Here is a 23,011-nt window from a genome sequence, read left to right as displayed (position 1 = left end):
TACCTGAATCTTCACGTATGTGTTATAATTTGCGACCTTTGAATCCGGGATACAGTAGAGGGATAGCGGTTAGATGAGCGACCTTGCGAGAGAAATTACACCGGTCAACATTGAGGAAGAGCTGAAGAGCTCCTATCTGGATTATGCGATGTCGGTCATTGTTGGCCGTGCGCTGCCAGACGTCCGAGATGGCCTGAAGCCGGTTCACCGTCGCGTACTTTACGCCATGAACGTATTGGGCAACGACTGGAATAAAGCCTATAAAAAATCTGCCCGTGTCGTTGGTGACGTAATCGGTAAATACCACCCTCATGGTGATACCGCCGTTTACGACACCATTGTTCGTATGGCGCAGCCATTCTCCTTGCGTTACATGCTGGTAGATGGTCAGGGTAACTTTGGTTCTGTCGATGGCGACTCCGCAGCGGCGATGCGTTATACGGAAATCCGTATGTCGAAAATCGCCCATGAGCTGATGGCTGACCTGGAAAAAGAAACGGTTGATTTCGTCGATAACTACGACGGCACCGAACAAATTCCTGACGTCATGCCGACCAAAATTCCTAACCTGCTGGTGAACGGTTCGTCCGGTATCGCGGTAGGTATGGCGACCAACATTCCGCCGCACAACCTGACTGAAGTGATCAACGGCTGTCTGGCATATATTGACGATGAAGACATCAGCATTGAAGGTCTGATGGAACATATTCCGGGTCCGGACTTCCCGACTGCAGCGATCATCAACGGTCGTCGTGGTATCGAAGAAGCCTACCGTACCGGCCGTGGCAAAGTGTACATTCGCGCACGCGCGGAAGTCGAAGCGGATGCCAAAACGGGTCGTGAAACCATCATCGTCCACGAAATTCCGTATCAGGTAAACAAAGCGCGCCTGATTGAGAAAATCGCCGAACTGGTAAAAGACAAACGCGTAGAAGGCATCAGCGCGCTGCGTGACGAGTCTGACAAAGACGGTATGCGCATCGTGATTGAAGTGAAACGCGATGCGGTCGGGGAAGTGGTTCTGAACAACCTTTACTCCCAGACCCAATTGCAGGTTTCCTTCGGTATCAACATGGTTGCATTGCACCATGGCCAGCCGAAGATCATGAACCTGAAAGATATTATTGCCGCGTTCGTACGTCACCGCCGTGAAGTCGTAACTCGTCGTACTATCTTTGAACTGCGTAAAGCCCGCGACCGTGCGCACATCCTTGAAGCGCTGGCGATTGCGCTGGCGAACATCGATCCGATCATTGAACTGATCCGTCGTGCGCCGACCCCGGCAGAAGCGAAAGCCGCGCTGGTTGCGCGTTCGTGGGAACTGGGCAATGTTTCCGCCATGCTGGAACGTGCTGGTGATGACGCCGCGCGCCCTGAGTGGCTGGAGCCGGAATTTGGCGTGCGTGACGGTCAGTACTACCTGACTGAACAGCAGGCTCAGGCTATTCTGGATCTGCGTTTGCAGAAACTGACCGGCCTTGAGCACGAAAAACTGCTCGACGAATACAAAGAGCTGCTGGAACAGATCGCTGAACTGCTGCACATTCTGGGCAGCGCAGATCGTCTGATGGAAGTTATCCGTGAAGAGATGGAGCTGATTCGTGAACAGTTCGGCGACGCGCGTCGGACCGAAATTACCGCGAACAGCGCTGACATCAACATCGAAGATCTGATTAACCAGGAAGATGTTGTTGTGACCTTGTCTCATCAGGGCTACGTGAAATATCAGCCGTTAACCGATTACGAAGCGCAGCGTCGTGGCGGTAAAGGCAAATCTGCAGCACGCATTAAAGAAGAAGACTTTATCGACCGCCTGCTGGTGGCCAACACCCATGACACGATCCTCTGCTTCTCCAGCCGTGGTCGTCTGTACTGGATGAAGGTTTATCAACTGCCGGAAGCGAGCCGTGGTGCGCGTGGACGTCCAATCGTTAACCTGCTGCCGCTGGAAGCGAACGAACGTATCACCGCAATTCTGCCGGTACGCGAGTACGAAGAGGGCGTCAACGTCTTCATGGCAACCGCCAGCGGTACCGTGAAGAAAACGGCATTGACCGAATTCAGCCGTCCGCGTTCTGCCGGTATTATCGCCGTCAACCTGAACGAAGGCGACGAACTGATTGGCGTTGATCTGACGTCCGGTAATGACGAAGTTATGCTGTTCTCTGCTGCCGGTAAAGTGGTGCGTTTTAAAGAGAACGCAGTTCGCGCGATGGGTCGTACGGCGACCGGTGTTCGCGGGATCAAACTGGCAGGTGAAGACTCCGTTGTTTCCCTGATCGTTCCACGCGGTGAAGGGGCAATCCTGACCGTCACGCAGAACGGTTACGGTAAGCGTACAGCGGAAAGCGAATACCCAACCAAGTCTCGTGGCACGCAGGGTGTTATCTCCATCAAAGTCACCGAGCGTAATGGCTCCGTTGTTGGCGCAGTACAGGTTGAAGATACCGACCAGATTATGATGATCACCGATGCAGGTACGCTGGTACGTACTCGCGTGTCGGAAATCAGCGTGGTAGGGCGTAATACCCAGGGTGTTATCCTTATCCGTACTGCGGAAGACGAAAACGTTGTGGGTCTGCAACGCGTTGCTGAACCGGTTGATGATGAAGAGCTCGACTCCATCGACGGAAGTGCAGCTGAAGGTGACGAGGATATCGCGCCTGAAGCGGAAAGCGATGATGATGCAGCGGATGACGCTGAAGAGTAATTAAAACGTAATAAGAAGGGCCGGAGAACTCCGGCCCTTTTTTTAGTTCATGCGCTCCACGATCATCGCGATTCCTTGACCGCCGCCAATGCACAGCGTGGCAAGTCCAAGCGTTTGATCCCGTGTCTGTAGCGCATGTAGCAGCGTAACCAGAATTCGCGCACCGCTGGCACCAATAGGGTGTCCCAGCGCAATTGCCCCGCCGTTGACGTTAACCTTTTGCGGATCGAACCCCAGCGTTTTGCCGACGGCAAGGAACTGCGCGGCAAAGGCCTCGTTGGCTTCAATAAGATCGATGTCGGACAGCTGCAGTCCACTCAGCTGTAGCGCTTTTTGCGTGGCTGGAACTGGCCCCATCCCCATCATTGCCGGTGCCACGCCGCCGCTGGCACAGGCTTTGATCCGCGCCAGCGGTTTTAGCCCAGCCGCCAGTGCCGCAGACTCTTCCATTACCACTAATGCCGCCGCGCCGTCGTTGATCCCCGAGGCGTTACCTGCGGTGACGGTTCCTGTTTTATCGAAGGCTGGCCGCAACGCGGCGAGACCTTCTGCCGTCGAGTCAGCTTTGGGGAATTCATCACGATCAAAAATGATGGTTTTCTTCCGTGACGATACGCTCACGGGCACGATTTCAGCCTGAAATGCGCCAGATTCGATTGCGGCAACGGCTTTACGCTGTGACTGCAGAGCCAGTTCATCCTGCATTTCGCGGCTAATGCCATACTCTTTGGCGACATTTTCTGCAGTGATCCCCATATGGTAACCATGCTCGGCGCAGATCAGTCCATCGCGCAGAATGACGTCAGACAATTGCCCGTCACCAAGGCGATACCCCCAACGGGCTTTCGCGTCTAACAGGTAGGGGGCCAGGCTCATGTTTTCCATCCCCCCCGAGACGATCGTCTGGGCTTGTCCCGCTTTGATTGCCAGGGCGGCAAGCGCCACGCTTTTCAGGCCGGAGCCGCACACTTTGTTGACGGTAAAGCCGCAAACGGTGTCTGATAAGCCGCTTTTTAATAATGCCTGGCGCGCCGGGTTTTGGCCGAGCCCTGACTGCAACACGTTGCCCATAATCACCTCGTCCACGCGCTGTGGGTCAAGGTGAGCGCGTTCAAGAGCGGCTCTAATGACGGTTGCTCCAAGCTCGACGGCCCCCGTAGTTGCCAGTGCGCCGTTAAAACTACCGATTGCGGTACGAGCCGCGCTGACGATGACACAGTTTTTCATTTTTCAGTTCCTTTAAATAAGAGGTTGCCGTCAGAACAAGGTCAATCCAATAACAAAAATGATGCCGGAGAAGAGCAGGGCGGTGATGCAGTACCCCATGATGTCGCGTACCCCCAATCCGGCGATGGCCAGAGCAGGGAGTGCCCAGAACGGCTGTGCCATATTCATCCATTGCTCTCCGTAGGCGATGGCCATGACAGATTTGCCAAGATCGGCACCCAGAGCTTGAGCGGCAGGCATGACGAACGGTCCCTGAATAACCCAATGGCCACCGCCGGATGGCACGGCAAAGTTAATCAGTGCTGAACTGAAGAAGGTCATCAGCGGGAAGGTATCTTTGTTAGCAACGTTGATGAAAAACTCAGTAATGAGCCCACCGAGACCGGAGTGCTCCATCATCAACTGAATGCCCGCGTAGAAGGGGAATTGCACCAGAATTCCGGCGGTGCTACGTGCGGCGGCGCTGACCGCACGCATATAGGCCATCGGCGTTTTGTGCAGCAGCAGACCGGCAATCATAAACATCAGGTTGACGGTATTGATGGTGATGTTGAAACCTTTCTCGGCAAAGTAGATGCCCAGATAGGCAATCCCTAAGGCACCGATGATCAGCGCCAGAATGCGGCTCTCTTCCAGTTTTTCCGATGGTGGCGCATCTGGCGGCAGTTTCTTCTGAAAATCTGCTTCTTCCAGTAACAGTTTCGGATCGATGCTCACCACATCCGAAGGTTTTGGCGTCATCATGCGTGTAATGAACGGCATCACAACAATCAGCGCCACGGTGATGAAGATATTGAAGCCGGTGAAGAGAGTATCCGCGACAGGAATCAGGCCCGCTATGTGCTCGACCGGGTTACCAGGCGTTGCCGCCAGCAAAGGCATTGAGCCAGAGAAACCGCCACCCCAGGTCAAAAACCCGATATAAGCGCAGGCAATCAATAACGGATAATCGGAACCCGGTACCCGACGGGCGACTTCGCGGGCGAACATCGCCCCGACCACCAGACCAAATCCCCAGTTAATAACGCAGGCCACCGAACCAAAAAAAGTGACCAACATTACCCCCTGAGCGGGGGTTTTGGCGGCGGATGCCGCCGTACGCAGCAGGCTTTTCACCGGCCCGGAACTGGCTAACGCATGGCCGGTTACGATGATCAGCGCCATCTGCATACCAAACGCCAGCAGGTTCCAGAAACCGTCACCCCAGAATTTCACCATGCTAATAGGCGTCTGTGGTGTTAACCACAGTGCGATGCCAAAAGTCAGCAACGTTAATAACATGGCGAAAATGAGCGGATCGGGCAGCCAGCGGCTGACCACCCGCGTCATAAAGCGAGCGATGCGGCCAATCATGCGTCACCTCGCTGGATGCGAAGATCGTCGGCAATATCAAAATGGGCGTCGGTTTTTTCACGCAGCGTGGCGATGTCGCAACCTTCGACGATTTCAGTCAGCCACATTTTGCCGTCAATAAAGCGAAATACGGCGAGCTCAGTGACCAGCATGTGCACAGCATGTTGTGCAGTAAGCGGCATGGTGCATTGACGCAGGATTTTCGCAGAGCCGTCTTTCGCGCAATGTTCCATGGCGATAATGACTTTACGTGCACCGGTCACCAGATCCATTGCGCCACCCATGCCGGGCACCATTTTTCCGGGAACAACCCAGTTGGCTAGGTTGGCCTGCTCATCGACCTGCAACCCGCCAAGCACACAGGCATCAACGTGACCGCCGCGAATCAACGCGAACGACATGGCGCTATCAAACATCGCCGCGCCCGGCAAAATACCGCACGGTTGGCCGCCCGCGTTCACCAGGTCAGGATGCGCGGTGGTGACAGGGCCCAGTCCCAGAAAACCGTTCTCAGATTGCAGCGTAATGTGAATATCCGCGGGCAAATAGTTGGCTACCATCGTCGGCAGGCCGATACCTAAGTTAACGATATCGCCATCGCGAAGCTCTTGCGCCACACGGCGCGCAATACGTTGTTTAGCATCCATGATTAGCTCTCCTGTGGAATGACGATATGGTCGATAACGGCGCCGGGGGTAACAATCTGGTCAGGCTGCAGCTCACCTGTTTCCACCATTTCATCCGGTTCAACCAGCGTGATGTCAGCGGCGAGAGCAATTAGAGGATTAAAGTTCCGGGCGCTGAGCTGATAAGTGAGGTTGCCAAGCATGTCAGCGCGATGGGCGCGAATTAGCGCTAAATCGGCGCGCAATGGGCGTTCAAGCAGCCAGGTTTTACCCTCGAGCGTCATGGTCTGTTTTCCATCTTCCACGATGGTGCCGACGCCGGTGGGCGTCAGAAAGCCGCCAAGACCCGCGCCGCCGCAGCGGATTTGCTCGATCAGGGTACCTTGCGGAACCAGTTGAACGTCCATTTCACCGGCGATCATGCGGCGACCCGTTTCCGGGTTGGTGCCAATGTGTGAGGCAATCACTTTGCTGACCCGCCCATTGACGATCAGGGGGCCGATACCGGTATCGACAAAGGCGGTATCGTTAGCAATTAGCGTCAGATCCCGGACGCCGGATTCCAGCAGGGCTTCAACCAGACGAGGTGGTGTGCCAACCCCCATAAAACCACCGACCATGATGGTCATGCCGTCACGAAAGAAGCCCGCAGCGTCTTGTAAGGTAATCAGTTTTGTTTTCATTATGTTTCCCTTTTTGCATACTCCATTTTGGGTACGTTCAGGGAATTGCAAGCAGGGTGCCAGAATGATAAAGGTGAAATGAGATTATTTAATGCATTGAAATTAAATGATAATTTTTCTTCTTTTGCTGATGGGAAGATGAGGGGACTATGCAGAGTTTTGCGCAGTGTGCAAAATTCTGCATAGCAAATTAGCGTATCAGGAACCCGATGGGTCGATGCCGTACTCTTGTAATTTATACATCAGAGCGCGACGGCTAATCCCCAGCATCAACGCCGTGCGGGTACGATTGCCGTCCTGATTATCGAGGACTTCGAGGATAATGCGTTTTTCCTCACGCTTAATCTCTTCTTTCAGATTGCGTTCCCCGGAGTAAGTTGGTTTTGTCTCTGTCATTGCGTTAACCGGGTTGCGGAACGGGTCGGGGAGATCGTCGGCAAAGATCACCGCGCCGGTATTCATCACGACTGCACGTTCGATGACGTTTGACAGTTCGCGAATATTACCCGGCCAGGGCCAGGCGGTGAGAATCGACATCGCCGTCGGGTCGATCTCGATAATATCTCGCTGATTTTCAGAGCTGAATTTTTGTAAAAAATGGTTCGCTAATAAAGCAATGTCTTCCCGACGCTCGCGTAAGGGAGGCAAAGTCAGATGGATAACGTTGAGCCGGTAAAACAGATCTTCGCGAAACGTTCCTTCCTTCACCATCGTTTGCAGGCAGCGGTTAGTGGCGGCGACGATGCGAATATCAACGCGAATGGTCTGGTGCCCGCCGATGCGTTCAAACTCTCTCTCCTGCAAAATACGCAGCAGTTTGGCCTGCAGCACCAGCGGCATCTCACCAATTTCATCAAGCAATAATGTTCCCTGATGAGCGCGTTCGAACAACCCCTGGCGCAACGTCTGTGCCCCGGTAAACGCACCTTTTTCGTGACCAAATAGCTCGCTTTCCAGTAGCGACTCCGGCAGAGCCGCGCAGTTAACTTTTATAAACGGGCCATTGGCACGTTTGCTGTTGTAATGAATGGCGCGGGCGATCAGCTCTTTTCCTGTGCCACTTTCACCGCTGATCAGGACATTTGCCTGTGAGAGGGCAATTTTCGCCGTGTCTTTACAGATATCCATCATTCGTGGGCTGTTGGTCAGAATATGTCCCCATTGCCAGCTGGTGCTCAACGCTTTATGCAGATTGCGGATTTCCTGTTTCATCTCCTGCAATTGCAACGCGCGTTGAATCACCATACTTAGCTCGTCGAGATCAAAGGGCTTAATCACGTAGTCGAATGCGCCGCTACGCAGAGCTTCTACTGCGGTTTCTACTTCGGCATAGGCGGTCATCAAAATGACGGGGATGCGTGGTTGCTGTGTACGCATGACTTTCAGCGCGTCGATGCCATCCATCTCCGGCATGCGAATGTCCATCAGCACCACGTCGGGCTGCATTTCGCTAAACAGGCTCAGCGCGGCTTTCCCGTCGCTGGCGCAATGCGTTTCATGTCCCTGCAGGGAAAATGCAGTGGCAAGCATACGGCGAACATTGTCTTCATCATCCACGATGAGAATACGGTAGGTCGTTTTCATTCTGACGGATTTCCCTGCGGGTTAAGAGGTAAAATGAGGGTGAATATCGCCCCGCAGCCTGGCTGGCTGGTGACGTGAATATCCCCCTGATGCGCGTTAATGATGCGCTGGCTCAGCGCCAGTCCAAGACCGGTGCCGGATGCTTTTGTCGTAAAAAAGGGATCGAATATTTTCTTCCGGATGGTGAGTTCGATACCGTTGCCATTATCTTCAATCATCACGGCCTGTTGCGAGGCAGAGTATTGCCAGGTGCGAATGCGAATTTCTCCTCGTGCAGCGATCGCCTGTACCGCATTGATTAAAATATTGAGGACTACCTGTTTGAGAAGCTCGCGATCGGCGACGATCGGCGGCAGGCTGGGATCTAATTCCGTTATAAAGGCGATCCGTGCCTGAAGGCCAGCGGTTTGCACCAGGATTAGCGTTTCTTCAATTAGCGCATTGAGCTGGATCTGTTGCCACTGGCTTTGTCGCGGTCGCGAGAAATCTAACAGTTGTTGAATAACTTTATTGATGGAATCAATTTCATTAAGCACAACAGATAAATATTCCTGATGCTCCGGCAGAGAGGTTTGCTGGCGGATGATCTGGACGTAGCCACGGATTGCGGTCAGCGGGTTTCTCACTTCATGTGCGACGCCGGCCATCAGCTCACCTAAGGTGGCAAGCCTTTCAGTTTGCGCCAGGCGACGCTGGGCCTCTTTACGAGCGGTTAAATCCGAGAAAATAACCAATGCGCCAATCAACTCGCCGTGGGCGTTATGGATCCTGCTCGTGGTGACGCTGATTTCAATGGTGCGTTCACGTCCTGGAAAGCTAATCTCCTAGGCCACATGTTCAGTACCGTGCTCAAGGGTGTCCAATACCGGGCTATAAAACTGCGTGTTGGCAAAGAGCGTCGCGTAAGACTGTCCAACCAGCTCATGCAGCGTGTAGCCTGTTATCTGCTCTGCCGCCGGGTTCATGGTGGTGACGTCACCCTGTCTGTCGATGGCGATCACGCCATCGGCAGCATTTTCAATAATCAGATCGTTAAGGGTTTTGGTTTCTCGTAGCGTTTGCGCCAACGCATTGACGCTACGGCTGATTTGTCCCAACTCGCCGGGGAGTTCAGGCAATCGGGCAGGCGTTTTTTGTGCCAGCGTTGAGAGTCCATCGGTGATAATGTCGATATTCGCACTGAGACGGCGTGAAAAATGCACGATGAGCAGCAGGCTACAGATGAGCCCGGCAACCAGGACAGCAATAATCCTGACGTCCATTTTCCAGGCCTGCTGGCGGATATCTTCCGTTAACTCATTGGCCCAGATATAGCCAATAACTTCACCCTGGCGCTCTATTGGGATCATGGAGTTGAGTATATCGCCGCGTACTTGTCGCCCTGAATAGACCACTGGCGAGTTGCTACTCATCACTTCACGTCCGGGGTGATCCTCGGTGATGGTAATACCTACGTTGCTTTGGTAGAGCGCAAAGGGGGCATAGGTGATAATGGCATCCAGCGCTTTGTGGTAATACCCTGCGCCAATGCCGGGAAACGCCTGCGTAATCCGTTCGGTGACGGGGCCCAACTCATGATTAAGCGCGCGAATACGCGCTTCACGCGGCAGGTCTGGGTAGTGACTAAAGCGGTCGCCCAGCGCATCGTTTAGCAGGGTTATCACCGATGAAAGTTTTTTCTCTTTTTCAGATAAGACTGCTGAACGGCCTTCAGTTTCTACGATATAGCCTATAGATATCGTCGGAATGATGACCATCAGAATGGCCATCATGATCATTTGGTTGCGTAATCGTCGTGGGTATAACCGACGAGCCAGCCATCTCAGGTCGCGCATTCTGACATCCGTGCAGTGTTTTTCAGGCAAACGATGATTATCACGGGTTAAGACAATGGTTTCAGAGCGGTGTATCATATTCCCGTAAAGAGAGGGCATTGCGACGCCGGACATTTACCGCTACCTTAACCACACTCTATTAATGCCCTGAGGCGGAGCTTCGCCCCTTTGAAATACCTTGCTTCCGTTCATTCAACCCTAAAAGTCTCACGCTACCTGTTCAGAGCGCTGGCGCTCGTTATCTGGTGTCTGATTGCGTTTGCCTCCGTGTTCTACATTGTGAATGCGCTGCACCAGCGAGAGTCTGAAATCCATCAGGAGCTTAATCTCAGCTCCGATCAGGCCCAACGTTACATTCAGCGCACCTCTGATGTGATTAAAGAGCTGAAATATATTGCCGAAAATCGCTTAACGGCGGAAAACGGCGTGATGTCGCTGCGGGCGCGAGATGATAAAACCGTCGTGCCTAATTTTGAGCCGCTGTTTGCCGACTCCGACTGTTCCGTAATGGGCAACGCCTGGCGAGGTTCTCTGGAATCACTGGCATGGTTTATGCGCTACTGGCGCGACAACTTTTCCGCCGCTTATGATTTAAATCGAGTGTTCCTGATCGGCAGCGACAACCTCTGTATGGCCAATTTCGGTTTGCGTGATATGCCCGTCGAACGAGACGAGGCCCTGAAGGCTCTGCATGAGCGCATTATTAAGTATCGCAATGCTACGCAAGAAGAAAACGGCAACAACTTGTTCTGGATTAGCCAGGGGCCGCGTCCGGGGGTAGGGTATTTCTATGCACTGACGCCGGTTTACCTCGCCAATCGTCTCCAGGCGCTGTTGGGCGTAGAGCAACCTATTCGCATGGAGAATTTCTTCACGCCGGGTAGTTTACCGATGGGCGTGACCATCCTCGACGAAAATGGCCATGCGCTAATTTCTCTCACCGGCCCTGAAGGGAATATTAAGGCTGAGCCCCACTGGATGCAGGAGCGCTCCTGGTTTGGTTACACGCCAGGTTTCCGCGAGCTGGTACTGAAGAAAAATCTGCCTCCGTCCTCCCTGAGCATCGTGTACTCCGTTCCTGTCGACCTGGTGCTGGAGCGGATCCGCATGATGATCCTGAACGCTATATTGCTGAACGTGCTGGTCGGGGCGGCATTGTTTATGCTCACGCGCATGTATGAACGGCGCATTTTTATTCCAGCGGAAAGTGATGCTCAGCGGCTGGAAGAACATGAGCAGTTTAACCGTAAAATCGTGGCTTCTGCGCCGGTGGGTATTTGTATTCTGCGCACGATGGATGGCATTAATATCCTGAGTAACGAACTGGCGCACACCTATCTGAACATGCTGACGCATGAAGACCGTCAGCGGTTAACGCAAATTATTTGCGGCCAACAGGTCAATTTTGTTGATGTGCTGACCAGCAACAATACCAATCTGCAAATCAGCTTTGTACACTCGCGCTATCGTAATGAAAACGTGGCAATTTGTGTCCTTGTTGATGTCAGTGCGCGCGTTAAAATGGAAGAGTCGTTGCAGGAGATGGCACAGGCGGCGGAACAGGCTAGCCAGTCAAAATCGATGTTCCTTGCGACGGTGAGCCATGAGCTACGTACACCGCTGTATGGCATTATCGGTAACCTTGATTTGTTGCAAACCAAAGAGTTACCGAGTGGGGTGGATCGTCTGGTAACGGCGATGAATAACTCTTCCAGCCTGCTGTTGAAAATTATCAGCGATATTCTCGACTTCTCAAAGATTGAATCTGAACAGCTGAAGATTGAACCGCGAGAGTTTTCACCGCGTGAAGTCATGAACCATATTACGGCTAACTATTTGCCGCTGGTGGTCCGCAAGCAGTTGGGGTTGTACTGCTTTATCGATCCGGATGTGCCTGTGGCGCTGAATGGCGATCCGATGCGTTTACAACAGGTGATTTCTAATCTACTGAGTAACGCAATCAAGTTTACCGATACCGGTTGTATTGTGTTGCACGTGCAGTGCAGCGGCGACTACCTGAGCATTCGAGTGCGTGATACTGGTGTAGGGATCCCTGCCAAAGAGGTGGTTCGGTTGTTCGATCCTTTCTTCCAAGTGGGGACTGGCGTACAGCGTAATTTCCAGGGAACGGGACTTGGTTTGGCTATCTGTGAAAAACTGATCAGCATGATGGATGGGGATATTTCCGTCGATTCCGAGCCGGGAATGGGGAGCCAGTTTACGCTGCGTATTCCGCTTTATGGCGCACAGTATCCGCTGAAAAAGGGTGTTGAAGGATTGGCTGGTACACGTTGCTGGCTGGCAGTACGTAATGCGTCACTGTACCACTTTCTCGAATCCAGCCTGACGCGTAATGGGATGATGGTGTTGCGATATGAGGGACAACAGCCCGATGCGGATGACCTGTTGGTGGCCGACGATGTGCTGGAACAGGCCTGGCAGGGGCGAGCAGCGGTGATTTTCTGCCGCCGACATATTGGCATTCCGCTGGAAAGAGAGCCTGGAGAATGGGTACACAGCGTGGCGTCACCGCACGAACTGCCTGCGCTGTTGGCACATATCTACAGTGTAGAGTTGGGGAGTGAAGATCTCTCCACGGCGCTGCCAACCCCGGATAAAGCCGGTGCGACGAACGATGACATGATGATCCTGGTTGTTGACGATCATCCTATAAACCGGCGCTTACTGGCCGATCAATTGGGATCGTTGGGATATCAGTGTAAAACCGCGAATGACGGTGTGGATGCGCTCAATGTGCTCAGCAAAAATCATATCGACATTGTGCTGAGTGACGTCAACATGCCAAACATGGATGGTTATCGCCTGACCCAGCGTATCCGCCAGTTAGGGTTAACGCTGCCGGTTGTCGGCGTGACGGCCAACGCGCTGGCCGAAGAGAAGCAGCGTTGCCTGGAATCGGGTATGGATAGCTGTCTGTCTAAGCCAGTGACGTTGGATGTATTGAAGCAAACGCTGACGGTCTATGCGGAAAGGGTGAGGAAGGCGCGGGAATAACAGATGCCGGATGGCGGCGCTTGCCTTATCCGGCCTACGGAACACGCACCAAGCAGTGTCATTCGTAGGCCTGATAAACGGCGTGCCATCAGGCACTTTGGTGTTAAAAGAATTACTCTTTGTCTGAGGGACTCAGCGTTACGGAAGAGAGGTAATTCAACAGGGCGATATCGTTTTCCACACCGAGTTTCATCATTGCCGACTTTTTCTGGCTACTGATGGTTTTAATACTGCGGTTGAGTTTTTTCGCAATTTCAGTAACCAGGAAACCTTCGGCAAACAGACGCAGAACTTCACTCTCTTTCGGTGACAGACGTTTGTCGCCATAGCCGCTGGCGCTGATTTTTTCCAGCAGACGAGACACGCTTTCCGGGGTGAATTTCTTACCTTTCTGTAGTGCGGCAAGCGCTTTCGGCAGATCGGTTGGCGCACCTTGCTTCAGTACAATCCCTTCAATATCGAGATCCAGTACCGCGCTCAGAATAGCCGGATTGTTGTTCATGGTCAGGACGATAATCGACAGGCTCGGGAAATGACGCTTGATATATTTAATTAACGTGATCCCATCACCGTATTTATCTCCCGGCATAGAGAGGTCGGTAATCAACACATGCGCATCCAACTTAGGCAAATTGTTGATCAGTGCAGTGGAGTCTTCAAATTCGCCGACAACATTTACCCACTCGATTTGCTCAAGTGATTTACGAATACCGAACAGTACAATCGGGTGGTCATCGGCAATAATTACGTTCATAGTGTTCATGTATTGGGCTACCTTGCTACAGCAAGCTCTTGACGTAAACGTCAATGTCGCTGATGTATTTTTCTATACCTGGAGCATCTTTCTCTTGAATAAGATGTTCCAGCGCTTCACATAACTGCTTGCCGGGTACCAGATTAAGCATGGCAAACACGCCTTTCAGGCGATGGGCCGTTTGGGCTAACGCAGCGAAATCGCTGATAGCCGCCTCAGTATACAACCTCTTAACATCATCCGGTACTGTGTCTACAAAGAGAGCGTAGTAACCACTGGCATGAAGTTCGGCGTTTTCATCTCCGCCGAGGGGGAGTTCCTGGAACCCTTCTTGCGCCAGTTGCTCTTCAATCAGCTCAAGGACAGCTTCCTGCATAGCATTGCTCATATTAAAGTTAACGCGCAGTTGGCCAGGGCCAATTTTCCGCACGCCAGACTCATCATCGCTTAAAAGTAGGCCTGAAGCAGTAAGATTAGACGGATTATCCGTTAAAAAGAGATCATATTCTTGACTATTCAACCGTTCATCGGGCGTGATGCAGGTTGCCCCCCAGTTTTCCAGCTGACGTAATACAATGCTACGTACGTCATTTGAGGTGACATCAACCATTACGCAGACGTCATCCAACAGGCGCTCTTCACTATCAGCATGTTGATCGTGCAGCGGCATTTTAACATGGACGATATAACGTGTTCCAAGTTCTTCCCGCGCTTTGATATTCAGATGTCCGCCAAGCTTACGGGCTAACTGATCGCACAACCAGAACGTCAGAGGGTTGGCTTTGCCATACCGATCGCCCTGCGTGTCATTGATGAACGGGAAATGGAGATTATCAACTTCATTCAATGTGACGCCTTGCCCGGTATCCAGAATGCGGAAGGTCAGGCGTTCAGCCTCTGACTCATCCTGGTCTACTTCCAGCGTTATTTTACCAATCTGCGTGGTGGTTACCGCATATTGGATCAACAGCAGCAAAATACGGCGCAAGGCATCGCGATCGCCACGGCGTTCATCATGGGCGCTAAGGTGATTTTTAATCAGTAGCTGCAGCCCCTTACGCTTAATGGCTGGCAGAACCTCCGGAACTACGTCGTCAATTAATGCCTGCACGGAAAACAGTGTGGATTCACCTTTCCAGGCATCGTTCTCCAGCAGGTTGGCTAGCTGGATTTCGTCCACCATTCGCACCAGAACGTCGGCCTGATTTGCCAGTTTCTGGCTGTCCGGTGTATTGAGCGCGGCGGCATTGGCAGCCAACGTTTTCGCGGGGTCTTTCAGCGCGCTGCCAATATTCTGCATAAAGGCCGCGCGGGCCTGCTGATTTTTCTCATACAGCCGCTGCGCTTGTTTCAGCTTCTTATTGACCAGCACTTCGCGGTCCTGGTCACGAATGATAAAGATCTGCGTTCTCGGGGAGATCTGGCTGCGAAACAGTCTGATTTCATACAGTTCATTATTGATGGTGGCTTGAATGATTCCCTGATGCTGCTCTGCCATGTTGGTAATGTTTTGCAGATTTAAATGCGGCAGCAGGTGATCGGCAATTTTGTTGCTGATAACCGTACGATTTGCTTCCTGATCGTGCACCAGTAATCCCAGTGGCAGAAGGGAAACAATCTCTTCATTGATTGCGCGAAGAACGCGCAGTTCATTATTTGCCGCAAGGTTTGGCGCCACTTGGGTGGAACGGACTGGGAGGTGGCGAAAAGTGGTATAGCCAAACAGCGCCAGGGCCAGCAACGCAATGTTCAGCAAAAGCGGTAGCAGAATGCTTTGCAATGTATCGAGCAGCAATGAGCCAAACGGAACCTGCCATACCAGCCGCATATCCGTTGAGTTTAGCGCCGAAGAGATCTCAATTTTACTGTTGTTGAAATTAATGCTGACGCTGTCAGGCGACTCTTTTTCATTCAGGTGCTCGGTCGTTGAGGTGGCATCTGGTTCCAGATAGAAACTGTCCAGCGGCATACCGGGCGGGATCAAGTCATTAATCGGCAGGTCAAAGGCGACAACCGTTGCCAGATGTCCTGGCTGATTAAAGGTCGTGCGTAGCGTGAAGTAATGCCCGTTCTGCCAGGCCAGACGGCGCAGTGAAGAGAAGCTTTCACGTTCATCTAGCGCATTAGCCTGTTGCAGCATCTCAGCGCGCCGGGAATCGACAATATTCCCAATCGTCGATTCTTTAAAACCGGAGGTAAGATCTTTCAGCGGTAACGTCGAGATTAGGATCAGACTGTTGTCCTGACCATTCAGGTAATACATTGACCATGGGACATTCTCTGCGCCCCACAACGTATCCAGATATGTTGAAATGCGCTGGGTCATTTCCAATGTAGAACTGTCATGCGAGCCGAAAATCAGTGCCTCGGTCTTTCTGCGCGGCTTCTCAAGATAATAGACGTCTTGTTTCAGACGCGTTTCCTGCAGCCCTTCTGCACCCGGCGAACTGGTTGAGGCGGCAATGTTGTCATAGATTTGCCAGGTCACGTATCGCCAGGTATCGACCCTTTTATGAATGGCATGGGTAATATCGACGATCTGATAGCTCTTATCTTTTAACCAGGTGTTGACGGCGCTCTGGACCATAACACCCATCATCACCAACAGCACAACGATCAGTAATAAGAAGAAACGGGTAATACTTCCTGGCAACAGGGAGAATCGGGTGGAAACCGTTGTGTCAGACTGACTCATTCGTGTTTATGACCTGTTAAACGACGCGAAAGATGAAGGGGCAGTATAAAGGGTAATGTATGAATTACCACACTTACACCGCGCGGCAGAGGTTGCATTTTTTACGCCTCATTTGGTTGCGCCCGTGACGGTGCAAAGGTGTACAGTGGATAACGGCGGGTACAAATATTCGTACGGAAAGTATACATTTAGCATTAAATAACAATCAATTATTTGTCAGGCTTATATCTGAGCGCAGTGCTATGAGATAGTTAATAGTCGTTATAGTTTTGCATCGGTAGCACAGAAAGGTAAGTTTTGTGTAAAGAAGGGTAAAAAAAAACCGAACGCTGAGCATTCGGCTGAAATAGGGGTAAACAGACATTCATAAATGAATGACGGTAATAAATAAAGTTAATGATGATAGCGGGTCTATTTTAGTTGCGAGTGAAGATTTTTTTTTGTCATTCAGTGCTATAAGATTTTTTCGTGTAATTAATTGATTTTAAAGATTATTGATATGATTCTTGATTATTTGTGCTTATTTTGCCTATTTTTTGATTTTAAAAAAGTTCCCTTGTATTAATATTTTGAAACATCTATGCGGATAAATGAAACACCTTAAAAGTTTTAGTATCATATTCGTGTTGGATTATTCTGTGTTTTTGCGGAGAATGAAGTTGCCGACTGGTTAATGACCTTAATCAGTATGCAGTGGCATAAAAAAGCAATAAAGGCATATAACAGAGGGTTAATAACATGAAAGTTAAAGTACTGTCCCTCCTGGTACCAGCACTGCTGGTAGCAGGCGCAGCGAATGCGGCTGAAATTTATAACAAAGACGGCAACAAATTAGACCTGTACGGCAAAGTCGACGGTCTGCACTATTTCTCCGATGACAAAAGCGCTGATGGTGACCAAACCTATATGCGTATCGGCTTCAAAGGCGAAACTCAGGTTAATGACCAACTGACCGGTTACGGCCAGTGGGAATACCAGATTCAGGGTAACGCGCCTGAATCTCAGAACAACTCCTGGACGCGTGTGGCGTTTGCGGGTCTGAAATTCGCTGATGTTGGTTCTTTCGACTACGGTCGTAACTACGGCGTAGTTTACGATGTAACGTCCTGGACCGACGTTCTGCCGGAATTCGGCGGCGACACCTACGGTTCTGACAACTTCATGCAGCAGCGTGGTAACGGTTTCGCGACCTACCGTAACACCGACTTCTTCGGCCTGGTTGATGGCCTGAACTTTGCCCTGCAGTATCAGGGTAAAAACGGTAGCCCGGAAGGCGAAGGCATGACCGGCGTGACCAACAACGGTCGTGAAGCACTGCGTCAGAATGGTGACGGCGTTGGCGGATCTATCACTTATGATATCGGCGAAGGCTTCTCTCTGGGTACTGCAGTCACCAGTTCAAAACGTACCGACGAACAGAACCGTTTGAACTTCGGTACCGGCGACCGTGCTGAAACCTATACCGGTGGTATTAAATACGACGCGAACAACTTCTACTTTGCAACTCAATACACTCAGACCTACAACGCAACGCGTGCAGGCTCCCTGGGTTGGGCTAACAAAGCACAGAACTTCGAAGCGGTTGCTCAGTACCAGTTCGACTTCGGTCTGCGTCCGTCCGTGGCTTACCTGCAGTCTAAAGGTAAAGACCTGGGCCGTGGCTATGGCGACGAAGACATCGTGAAATATGTTGATGTTGGTGCGACTTACTACTTCAACAAAAACATGTCCACCTATGTTGATTACAAAATCAACCTGCTGGATGACAATCAGTTCACCCGTGACGCAGGTATCGGTACCGATGATATCGTAGCGCTGGGTCTGGTTTACCAGTTCTAATCTACATTTATTGTTATCAAAGGCCCTGCGGGGCCTTTTTTAATGCTGTTTTTCCGCCGTACAAACAACGATTTTTGGTGTACTCTTGCGCGCGTTCGCATGAGGATAATTACGTATGGAAATGAAATTTTATCGCGCAGCGCTGCTGGCGGTGACGATTTTTTTTGTCGGGTGCGATGAAGCCCCGAAACCTGCTCAGACCACAACGGCAGCCACCGTTCTGGAAGGTAAAACCATGGGCACTTTCTGGCGGGTCAGTGTCGTGGGCGTCGATGCAAAACGCGCCGCAGAACTACAGGTGAAGATCCAGACTCAGCTTGATGCCGATGATCAACTGCTCTCCACCTATAAAAATGACTCTGCATTGATGCGCTTTAACTTATCGAATAGTTTGTCACCATGGCCGGTTAGCGACGCCATGGCGGATATCGTGACCTCGGCGCTACGCATTGGCGCAAAAACCGATGGGGCTATGGATATCACCGTGGGGCCGTTAGTCAATCTGTGGGGCTTTGGCCCGGATCAGCAACCGTTGCATATTCCCACCCAAGAGCAAATTGACGCTGCAAAAGCGAAAACCGGACTTTCACATCTAAAGGTCGTGAATGAAGCGCATCAGAATTACCTGCAAAAAGACTTGCCGGATCTGTATGTGGATCTCTCTACCGTTGGCGAAGGGTACGCCGCCGATCATCTGGCACGATTAATGGAGCAGGAAGGGATCGCCCGTTATCTGGTTTCCGTTGGTGGTGCGCTAAACAGCCGCGGTATGAATGCTGAAGGGCATCCGTGGCGTGTCGCAATTCAGAAACCGACCGATCGTGAAAACGCGGTGCAGGCGATTGTAGACATTAACGGGCATGGCATTAGCACCTCCGGCAGCTACCGTAACTATTATGAGCTGGATGGCAAGCGTCTTTCCCATGTTATCGATCCGCAAACCGGTCGTCCGATTGAACACAACCTGGTGTCCGTAACGGTCATTGCACCAACGGCGCTGGAAGCTGACGGCTGGGATACTGGATTGATGGTGCTCGGCCCGGAAAAGGCCAAAGAAGTTGTGCGTCGTGAAGGGCTGGCGGTCTATATGATTATGAAAGAGGGCGAGGGGTTTAACACCTGGATGTCGCCGCAGTTCAAAAGCTTTCTGGTCAGCGAAAAAAATTAAAAAGCAAGATTGCGGGTTTTTGTATCCGGCTATGGGGACACACTGAGGCTAAGCGCTATGCTTAACAAAGGAGTCCGAAATGAAAAATCGTTTACGCATCACTGACGATGACCGTTGGCAGTCCGTTTTGGCTCGTGACGCCGACGCCGACGGTCATTTTGTTTTTGCCGTCCAGACCACCGGTATTTTCTGCCGTCCGTCCTGTCGGGCAAAACATGCGCTGCGCAAAAATGTCTGCTTTTTCTCTGATGCTCAGCAGGCGCAGGCTGCCGGGTTTCGCCCCTGTAAGCGCTGCCAGCCGGATAAAGACAGCGCGCAACAGCATCGACTGGACAAAATTGCCCGCGCCTGCCAGTTGTTGGAGCAAGAGTCACCTCTTACGTTGGACGAGTTGGCACAACAGGTGGCAATGAGCCCGTATCACTTACATCGCTTGTTCAAAGCTACGACAGGCATGACCCCGAAAGCGTGGCAGCAGTCCTGGCGTGCCCGCCGTCTGCGCGATGCTCTGGCGAAAGGTGTTCCGGTTACGCAGGCGATTCTCAACGCCGGATTCCCCGACAGCAGCAGCTATTACCGCAAAGCGGATCAGACATTAGGCATGACCGCAAAGCAATTTCGTAAAGGTGGCGACAACGTTTCTGTACGCTATACCCTCGCAGATTGCGCTCTGGGTCGTTGTCTGGTGGCAGAAAGCGAGCGGGGTATCTGTGCGATCTTACTTGGTGATGATGACGCCACGTTAGTTGCGGATCTGCATGAGCTGTTTCCCGCCGCGCAGGATGTTCCTGCAGATGCCGATTTTCAGCAGCGCGTGCGCGAAGTGATCGCCGCGATCAACTCGCGTGACGCGTCGCTATCGCTACCCCTGGATATCCGGGGCACCGCATTTCAGCAGCAGGTGTGGCAGGCGCTGCGCGCAATTCCGTGCGGCGAAACAATGAGCTACCAACAGCTGGCCAGCGCCATCGGCAAACCGAAGGCGGTACGCGCGGTGGCCAGTGCCTGTGGGGCCAACAAACTGGCGATTGTTATTCCGTGTCACCGGGTGATCCGTGGTGATGGCGCACTTTCGGGCTACCGATGGGGTATTGCGCGCAAGGCGCAGTTACTGCAACGGGAAACTACTGGCGAGGAAACATAATGCTCGATCTTTTTGCGGATGCTAAACCCTGGCAGGAGCCGCTGGCTTCAGGTGCGGTTATTCTGCGACGTTTCGCTTTTGACTCTGCACCTACTTTACTGCAGGCGATAGCGGCTGTCGCCAGACAGTCGCCATTTCGTCAGATGGTAACGCCCGGCGGCTATACGATGTCGGTGGCAATGACCAACTGCGGCCATCTGGGCTGGACGACGGATCAGCATGGCTATCTTTATTCTCCGTTTGATCCACTCACCGGCGTGCACTGGCCGCCGCTGCCGGATGCATTTGCTGACCTGTGTCAACAGGCGGCGACGGCGGCGGGCTATCCTGATTTTCAACCCGATGCCTGCCTGATTAACCGCTACACGCCAGGGGCAAAACTGTCCTTACATCAGGATAAAGACGAGCCCGACCTGCGGGCGCCGATTGTCTCTGTATCGCTGGGGCTACCGGCCATTTTTCAATTTGGCGGATTGCGCCGTAATGACCCTTTAAAGCGTTTGCTGCTGGAACATGGCGATGTCGTGGTGTGGGGCGGTAATTCGCGGCTGTTTTATCATGGGATCCAGCCGCTTAAAACGGGGTATCATCCGTTGACCGGAGACTGTCGTTACAATCTGACGTTTCGTCAGGCAGGTAAAAAAGAATAAAAATAAGAATTATTATTGCTGTCAGCGAAGAGATGTTTAAACTGCGGGCTGTTATTACTTGTCCGGGTTGTGTGCATGGAACTTTTACTTCTTGTCTGGCGGCAGTATCGCTGGCCATTTATCAGCGTGATGGCGCTCAGCCTCGCCAGCGCCGCGTTGGGGATTGGGCTGATTGCGTTTATCAACCAGCATCTGATTGAAACGGTCGACACCACGCTGATGGTGCTACCGGAGTTTCTTGGCCTGCTGCTGTTATTGATGGCCGTCACCCTCGGTTCACAACTGGCGCTCACCACGCTGGGACACCACTTTGTCTACCGACTGCGTAGCGAATTTATCAAACGGATTCTGGACACCCACGTCGAGCGCATCGAACAGCTTGGCAGCGCCTCGTTGCTGGCGGGTTTAACCAGTGATATCCGCAACATCACCATCGCCTTTGTTCGTCTGCCTGAGCTGGTACAGGGGATTATCCTGACAGTCGGATCGGCGGCGTATCTGGCGATGCTGTCGACTAAAATGCTGCTGGTGACAGCAATCTGGATGGCAATCACCATCTGGGGCGGATTTGTGCTGGTGGCGCGGGTGTATAAACACATGGCCACCTTGCGCGAAACTGAAGATAAGTTGTACAACGATTATCAAACGGTGCTGGAAGGGCGCAAAGAGCTGACGCTCAACCGTGAGCGTGCCGAGCATATCTTTAATCAGATGTACGTCCCGGATGCCAAAGAGTACCGTCACCATATTATTCGCGCCGATACTTTCCACCTGAGCGCAGTCAACTGGTCGAACATTATGATGCTGGGCGCCATTGGTTTGGTGTTCTGGATGGCCAACAGCCTGGGCTGGGCGGATACCGCCGTGGCGGCGACCTATTCGCTGACGCTGCTATTTCTGCGCACGCCGCTGCTCTCTGCCGTTGGCGCGCTACCGACGCTGCTCACCGCGCAGGTAGCGTTCAACAAGCTGAACAGGTTTGCCCTTGCGCCCTTTAAGGCCGAATTCCCACGTCCAAATGCGTTTCCGAACTGGCAGACGTTGGAGTTACGTAACGTGGTTTTCCACTATCAGGATAACGCCTTCTCCGTTGGACCCGTGAATCTGACGATTCATCGCGGTGAACTGATCTTTCTGATTGGCGGTAACGGTAGCGGGAAATCTACGCTGGCGATGTTACTGACTGGTCTATACCAGCCGCAGTCAGGCGAAATATTGCTTGATGGTAAGGCCGTTGCCGTTGAAAAACCGGAAGACTACCGCAAGCTATTCTCCGCCGTGTTTACCGACGTCTGGCTGTTCGACAAACTGCTGGGGCCGGAAGGTAAAGAGGCTAATCCGCAGCTGGTCGCGAAGTGGCTGGAACATCTGAAGATGGGGCACAAGCTGGAGCTGAGCGATGGCCGTATCCTCAATCTGAAACTGTCGAAAGGGCAGAAGAAACGCGTGGCGCTGCTGCTGGCTCTGGCGGAGGAGCGCGACATCATTCTGTTGGACGAATGGGCTGCCGATCAGGATCCCCATTTCCGCCGGGAGTTCTATCAGGTGCTATTGCCTTTGATGCAGGAAATGGGCAAAACCATTTTCGCCATTAGCCACGACGATCACTATTTTATTCACGCCGATCGTCTGCTGGAAATGCGTAACGGACAGTTGAGTGAACTGCTGGGCGATGAACGTGAAGCCGCCTCGCGTGACGCGGTGGCTCGCACAGCCTGATCCCACGTG

14 protein-coding genes and 1 pseudogene are annotated in these 23,011 nt (G+C 52.2%); 7 read left to right on the top strand and 8 right to left on the bottom strand.

Going from position 1 to position 23,011, the window contains the following annotated elements:
• The first annotated feature begins 73 nt into the window (after positions 1-73).
• Positions 74-2,710 (top strand): DNA topoisomerase (ATP-hydrolyzing) subunit A, encoded by a 2,637-nt coding sequence (gene gyrA, locus SK34_RS03955; protein ID WP_003027598.1) that lies wholly within the window; start codon positions 74-76, stop codon positions 2,708-2,710.
• 42 nt (positions 2,711-2,752) lie between these two features.
• On the opposite strand, the gene SK34_RS03950 is transcribed toward gyrA, so the two are convergent.
• From SK34_RS03950 to atoS, 6 genes and pseudogenes are all read right to left on the bottom strand, one after another.
• Complete coding sequence (locus SK34_RS03950; protein WP_048232424.1) at positions 2,753-3,937, bottom strand: acetyl-CoA C-acetyltransferase; 1,185 nt, start codon at positions 3,935-3,937, stop codon at positions 2,753-2,755.
• Positions 3,938-3,967: 30 nt separating this feature from the next.
• Positions 3,968-5,290: a TIGR00366 family protein gene (locus SK34_RS03945; protein WP_003845126.1), complete on the bottom strand. Its 1,323-nt coding sequence runs from the start codon at positions 5,288-5,290 to the stop codon at positions 3,968-3,970.
• Positions 5,287-5,937: a 3-oxoacid CoA-transferase subunit B gene (locus SK34_RS03940; protein ID WP_003845127.1), complete on the bottom strand. Its 651-nt coding sequence runs from the start codon at positions 5,935-5,937 to the stop codon at positions 5,287-5,289. Before SK34_RS03940 ends, SK34_RS03945 begins: the two co-directional genes overlap by 4 nt.
• Positions 5,938-5,939: 2 nt before the next feature.
• Positions 5,940-6,599, bottom strand: coding sequence for an acetate CoA-transferase subunit alpha (atoD, locus tag SK34_RS03935; protein ID WP_003845129.1), 660 nt, complete (start codon positions 6,597-6,599; stop codon positions 5,940-5,942).
• Between the two features lie 198 nt (positions 6,600-6,797).
• Positions 6,798-8,183, bottom strand: a complete 1,386-nt coding sequence (gene atoC, locus SK34_RS03930) for an acetoacetate metabolism transcriptional regulator AtoC (protein ID WP_003845131.1) — start codon at positions 8,181-8,183, stop codon at positions 6,798-6,800.
• Positions 8,180-10,018 (bottom strand): annotated as a pseudogene (gene atoS / locus SK34_RS03925) (two-component system sensor histidine kinase AtoS). The gene atoC and the pseudogene atoS overlap by 4 nt, the downstream one beginning before the upstream one ends.
• Before the next feature lie 168 nt (positions 10,019-10,186).
• Here atoS and rcsC point away from each other — a divergent pair.
• On the top strand, positions 10,187-13,033 hold the full coding sequence (rcsC, locus tag SK34_RS03920; RefSeq protein WP_048232422.1) for a two-component system sensor histidine kinase RcsC: 2,847 nt from the start codon (positions 10,187-10,189) through the stop codon (positions 13,031-13,033).
• Positions 13,034-13,145: 112 nt separating this feature from the next.
• On the opposite strand, the gene rcsB is transcribed toward rcsC, so the two are convergent.
• The gene (gene rcsB, locus SK34_RS03915; protein WP_003027592.1) at positions 13,146-13,796 is read right to left on the bottom strand and encodes a response regulator transcription factor RcsB; all 651 of its coding nucleotides are present in this window, start codon (positions 13,794-13,796) and stop codon (positions 13,146-13,148) included.
• A gap of 16 nt (positions 13,797-13,812) precedes the next feature.
• The gene (gene rcsD / locus SK34_RS03910) at positions 13,813-16,482 is read right to left on the bottom strand and encodes a phosphotransferase RcsD (protein ID WP_003845134.1); all 2,670 of its coding nucleotides are present in this window, start codon (positions 16,480-16,482) and stop codon (positions 13,813-13,815) included.
• Positions 16,483-17,220: 738 nt separating this feature from the next.
• Between rcsD and SK34_RS03905 the strand changes: the two genes are divergently transcribed.
• The 5 genes from SK34_RS03905 (at position 17,221) to SK34_RS03885 (ending at position 23,002) form a co-directional block, all read left to right on the top strand.
• Positions 17,221-18,321 carry a porin OmpC gene (locus tag SK34_RS03905; protein ID WP_003839420.1) on the top strand — a complete coding sequence of 367 codons (1,101 nt, stop codon included), beginning with the start codon at positions 17,221-17,223 and terminating at the stop codon, positions 18,319-18,321.
• A 115-nt stretch (positions 18,322-18,436) separates the two neighbouring features.
• Complete coding sequence (gene apbE, locus SK34_RS03900) at positions 18,437-19,489, top strand: FAD:protein FMN transferase ApbE (RefSeq protein ID WP_048232421.1); 1,053 nt, start codon at positions 18,437-18,439, stop codon at positions 19,487-19,489.
• A 79-nt stretch (positions 19,490-19,568) separates the two neighbouring features.
• On the top strand, positions 19,569-20,633 hold the full coding sequence (ada, locus tag SK34_RS03895; protein ID WP_048232419.1) for a bifunctional DNA-binding transcriptional regulator/O6-methylguanine-DNA methyltransferase Ada: 1,065 nt from the start codon (positions 19,569-19,571) through the stop codon (positions 20,631-20,633).
• A complete protein-coding gene (gene alkB / locus SK34_RS03890; protein WP_048232417.1) occupies positions 20,633-21,283 on the top strand; it encodes a DNA oxidative demethylase AlkB in 651 nt (216 codons plus the stop codon). Before ada ends, alkB begins: the two co-directional genes overlap by 1 nt.
• Positions 21,284-21,358: 75 nt before the next feature.
• A complete protein-coding gene (locus SK34_RS03885; RefSeq protein ID WP_048232415.1) occupies positions 21,359-23,002 on the top strand; it encodes a multidrug ABC transporter permease/ATP-binding protein in 1,644 nt (547 codons plus the stop codon).
• The last annotated feature ends 9 nt before the right edge of the window (positions 23,003-23,011 follow it).

Source organism: Citrobacter sp. MGH104, from assembly GCF_001034485.1.
GTDB lineage: Bacteria > Pseudomonadota > Gammaproteobacteria > Enterobacterales > Enterobacteriaceae > Citrobacter > Citrobacter freundii.
Note: the sequence above shows the minus strand (reverse complement) of the source record. Positions and strands in the feature narration are given on the sequence as shown.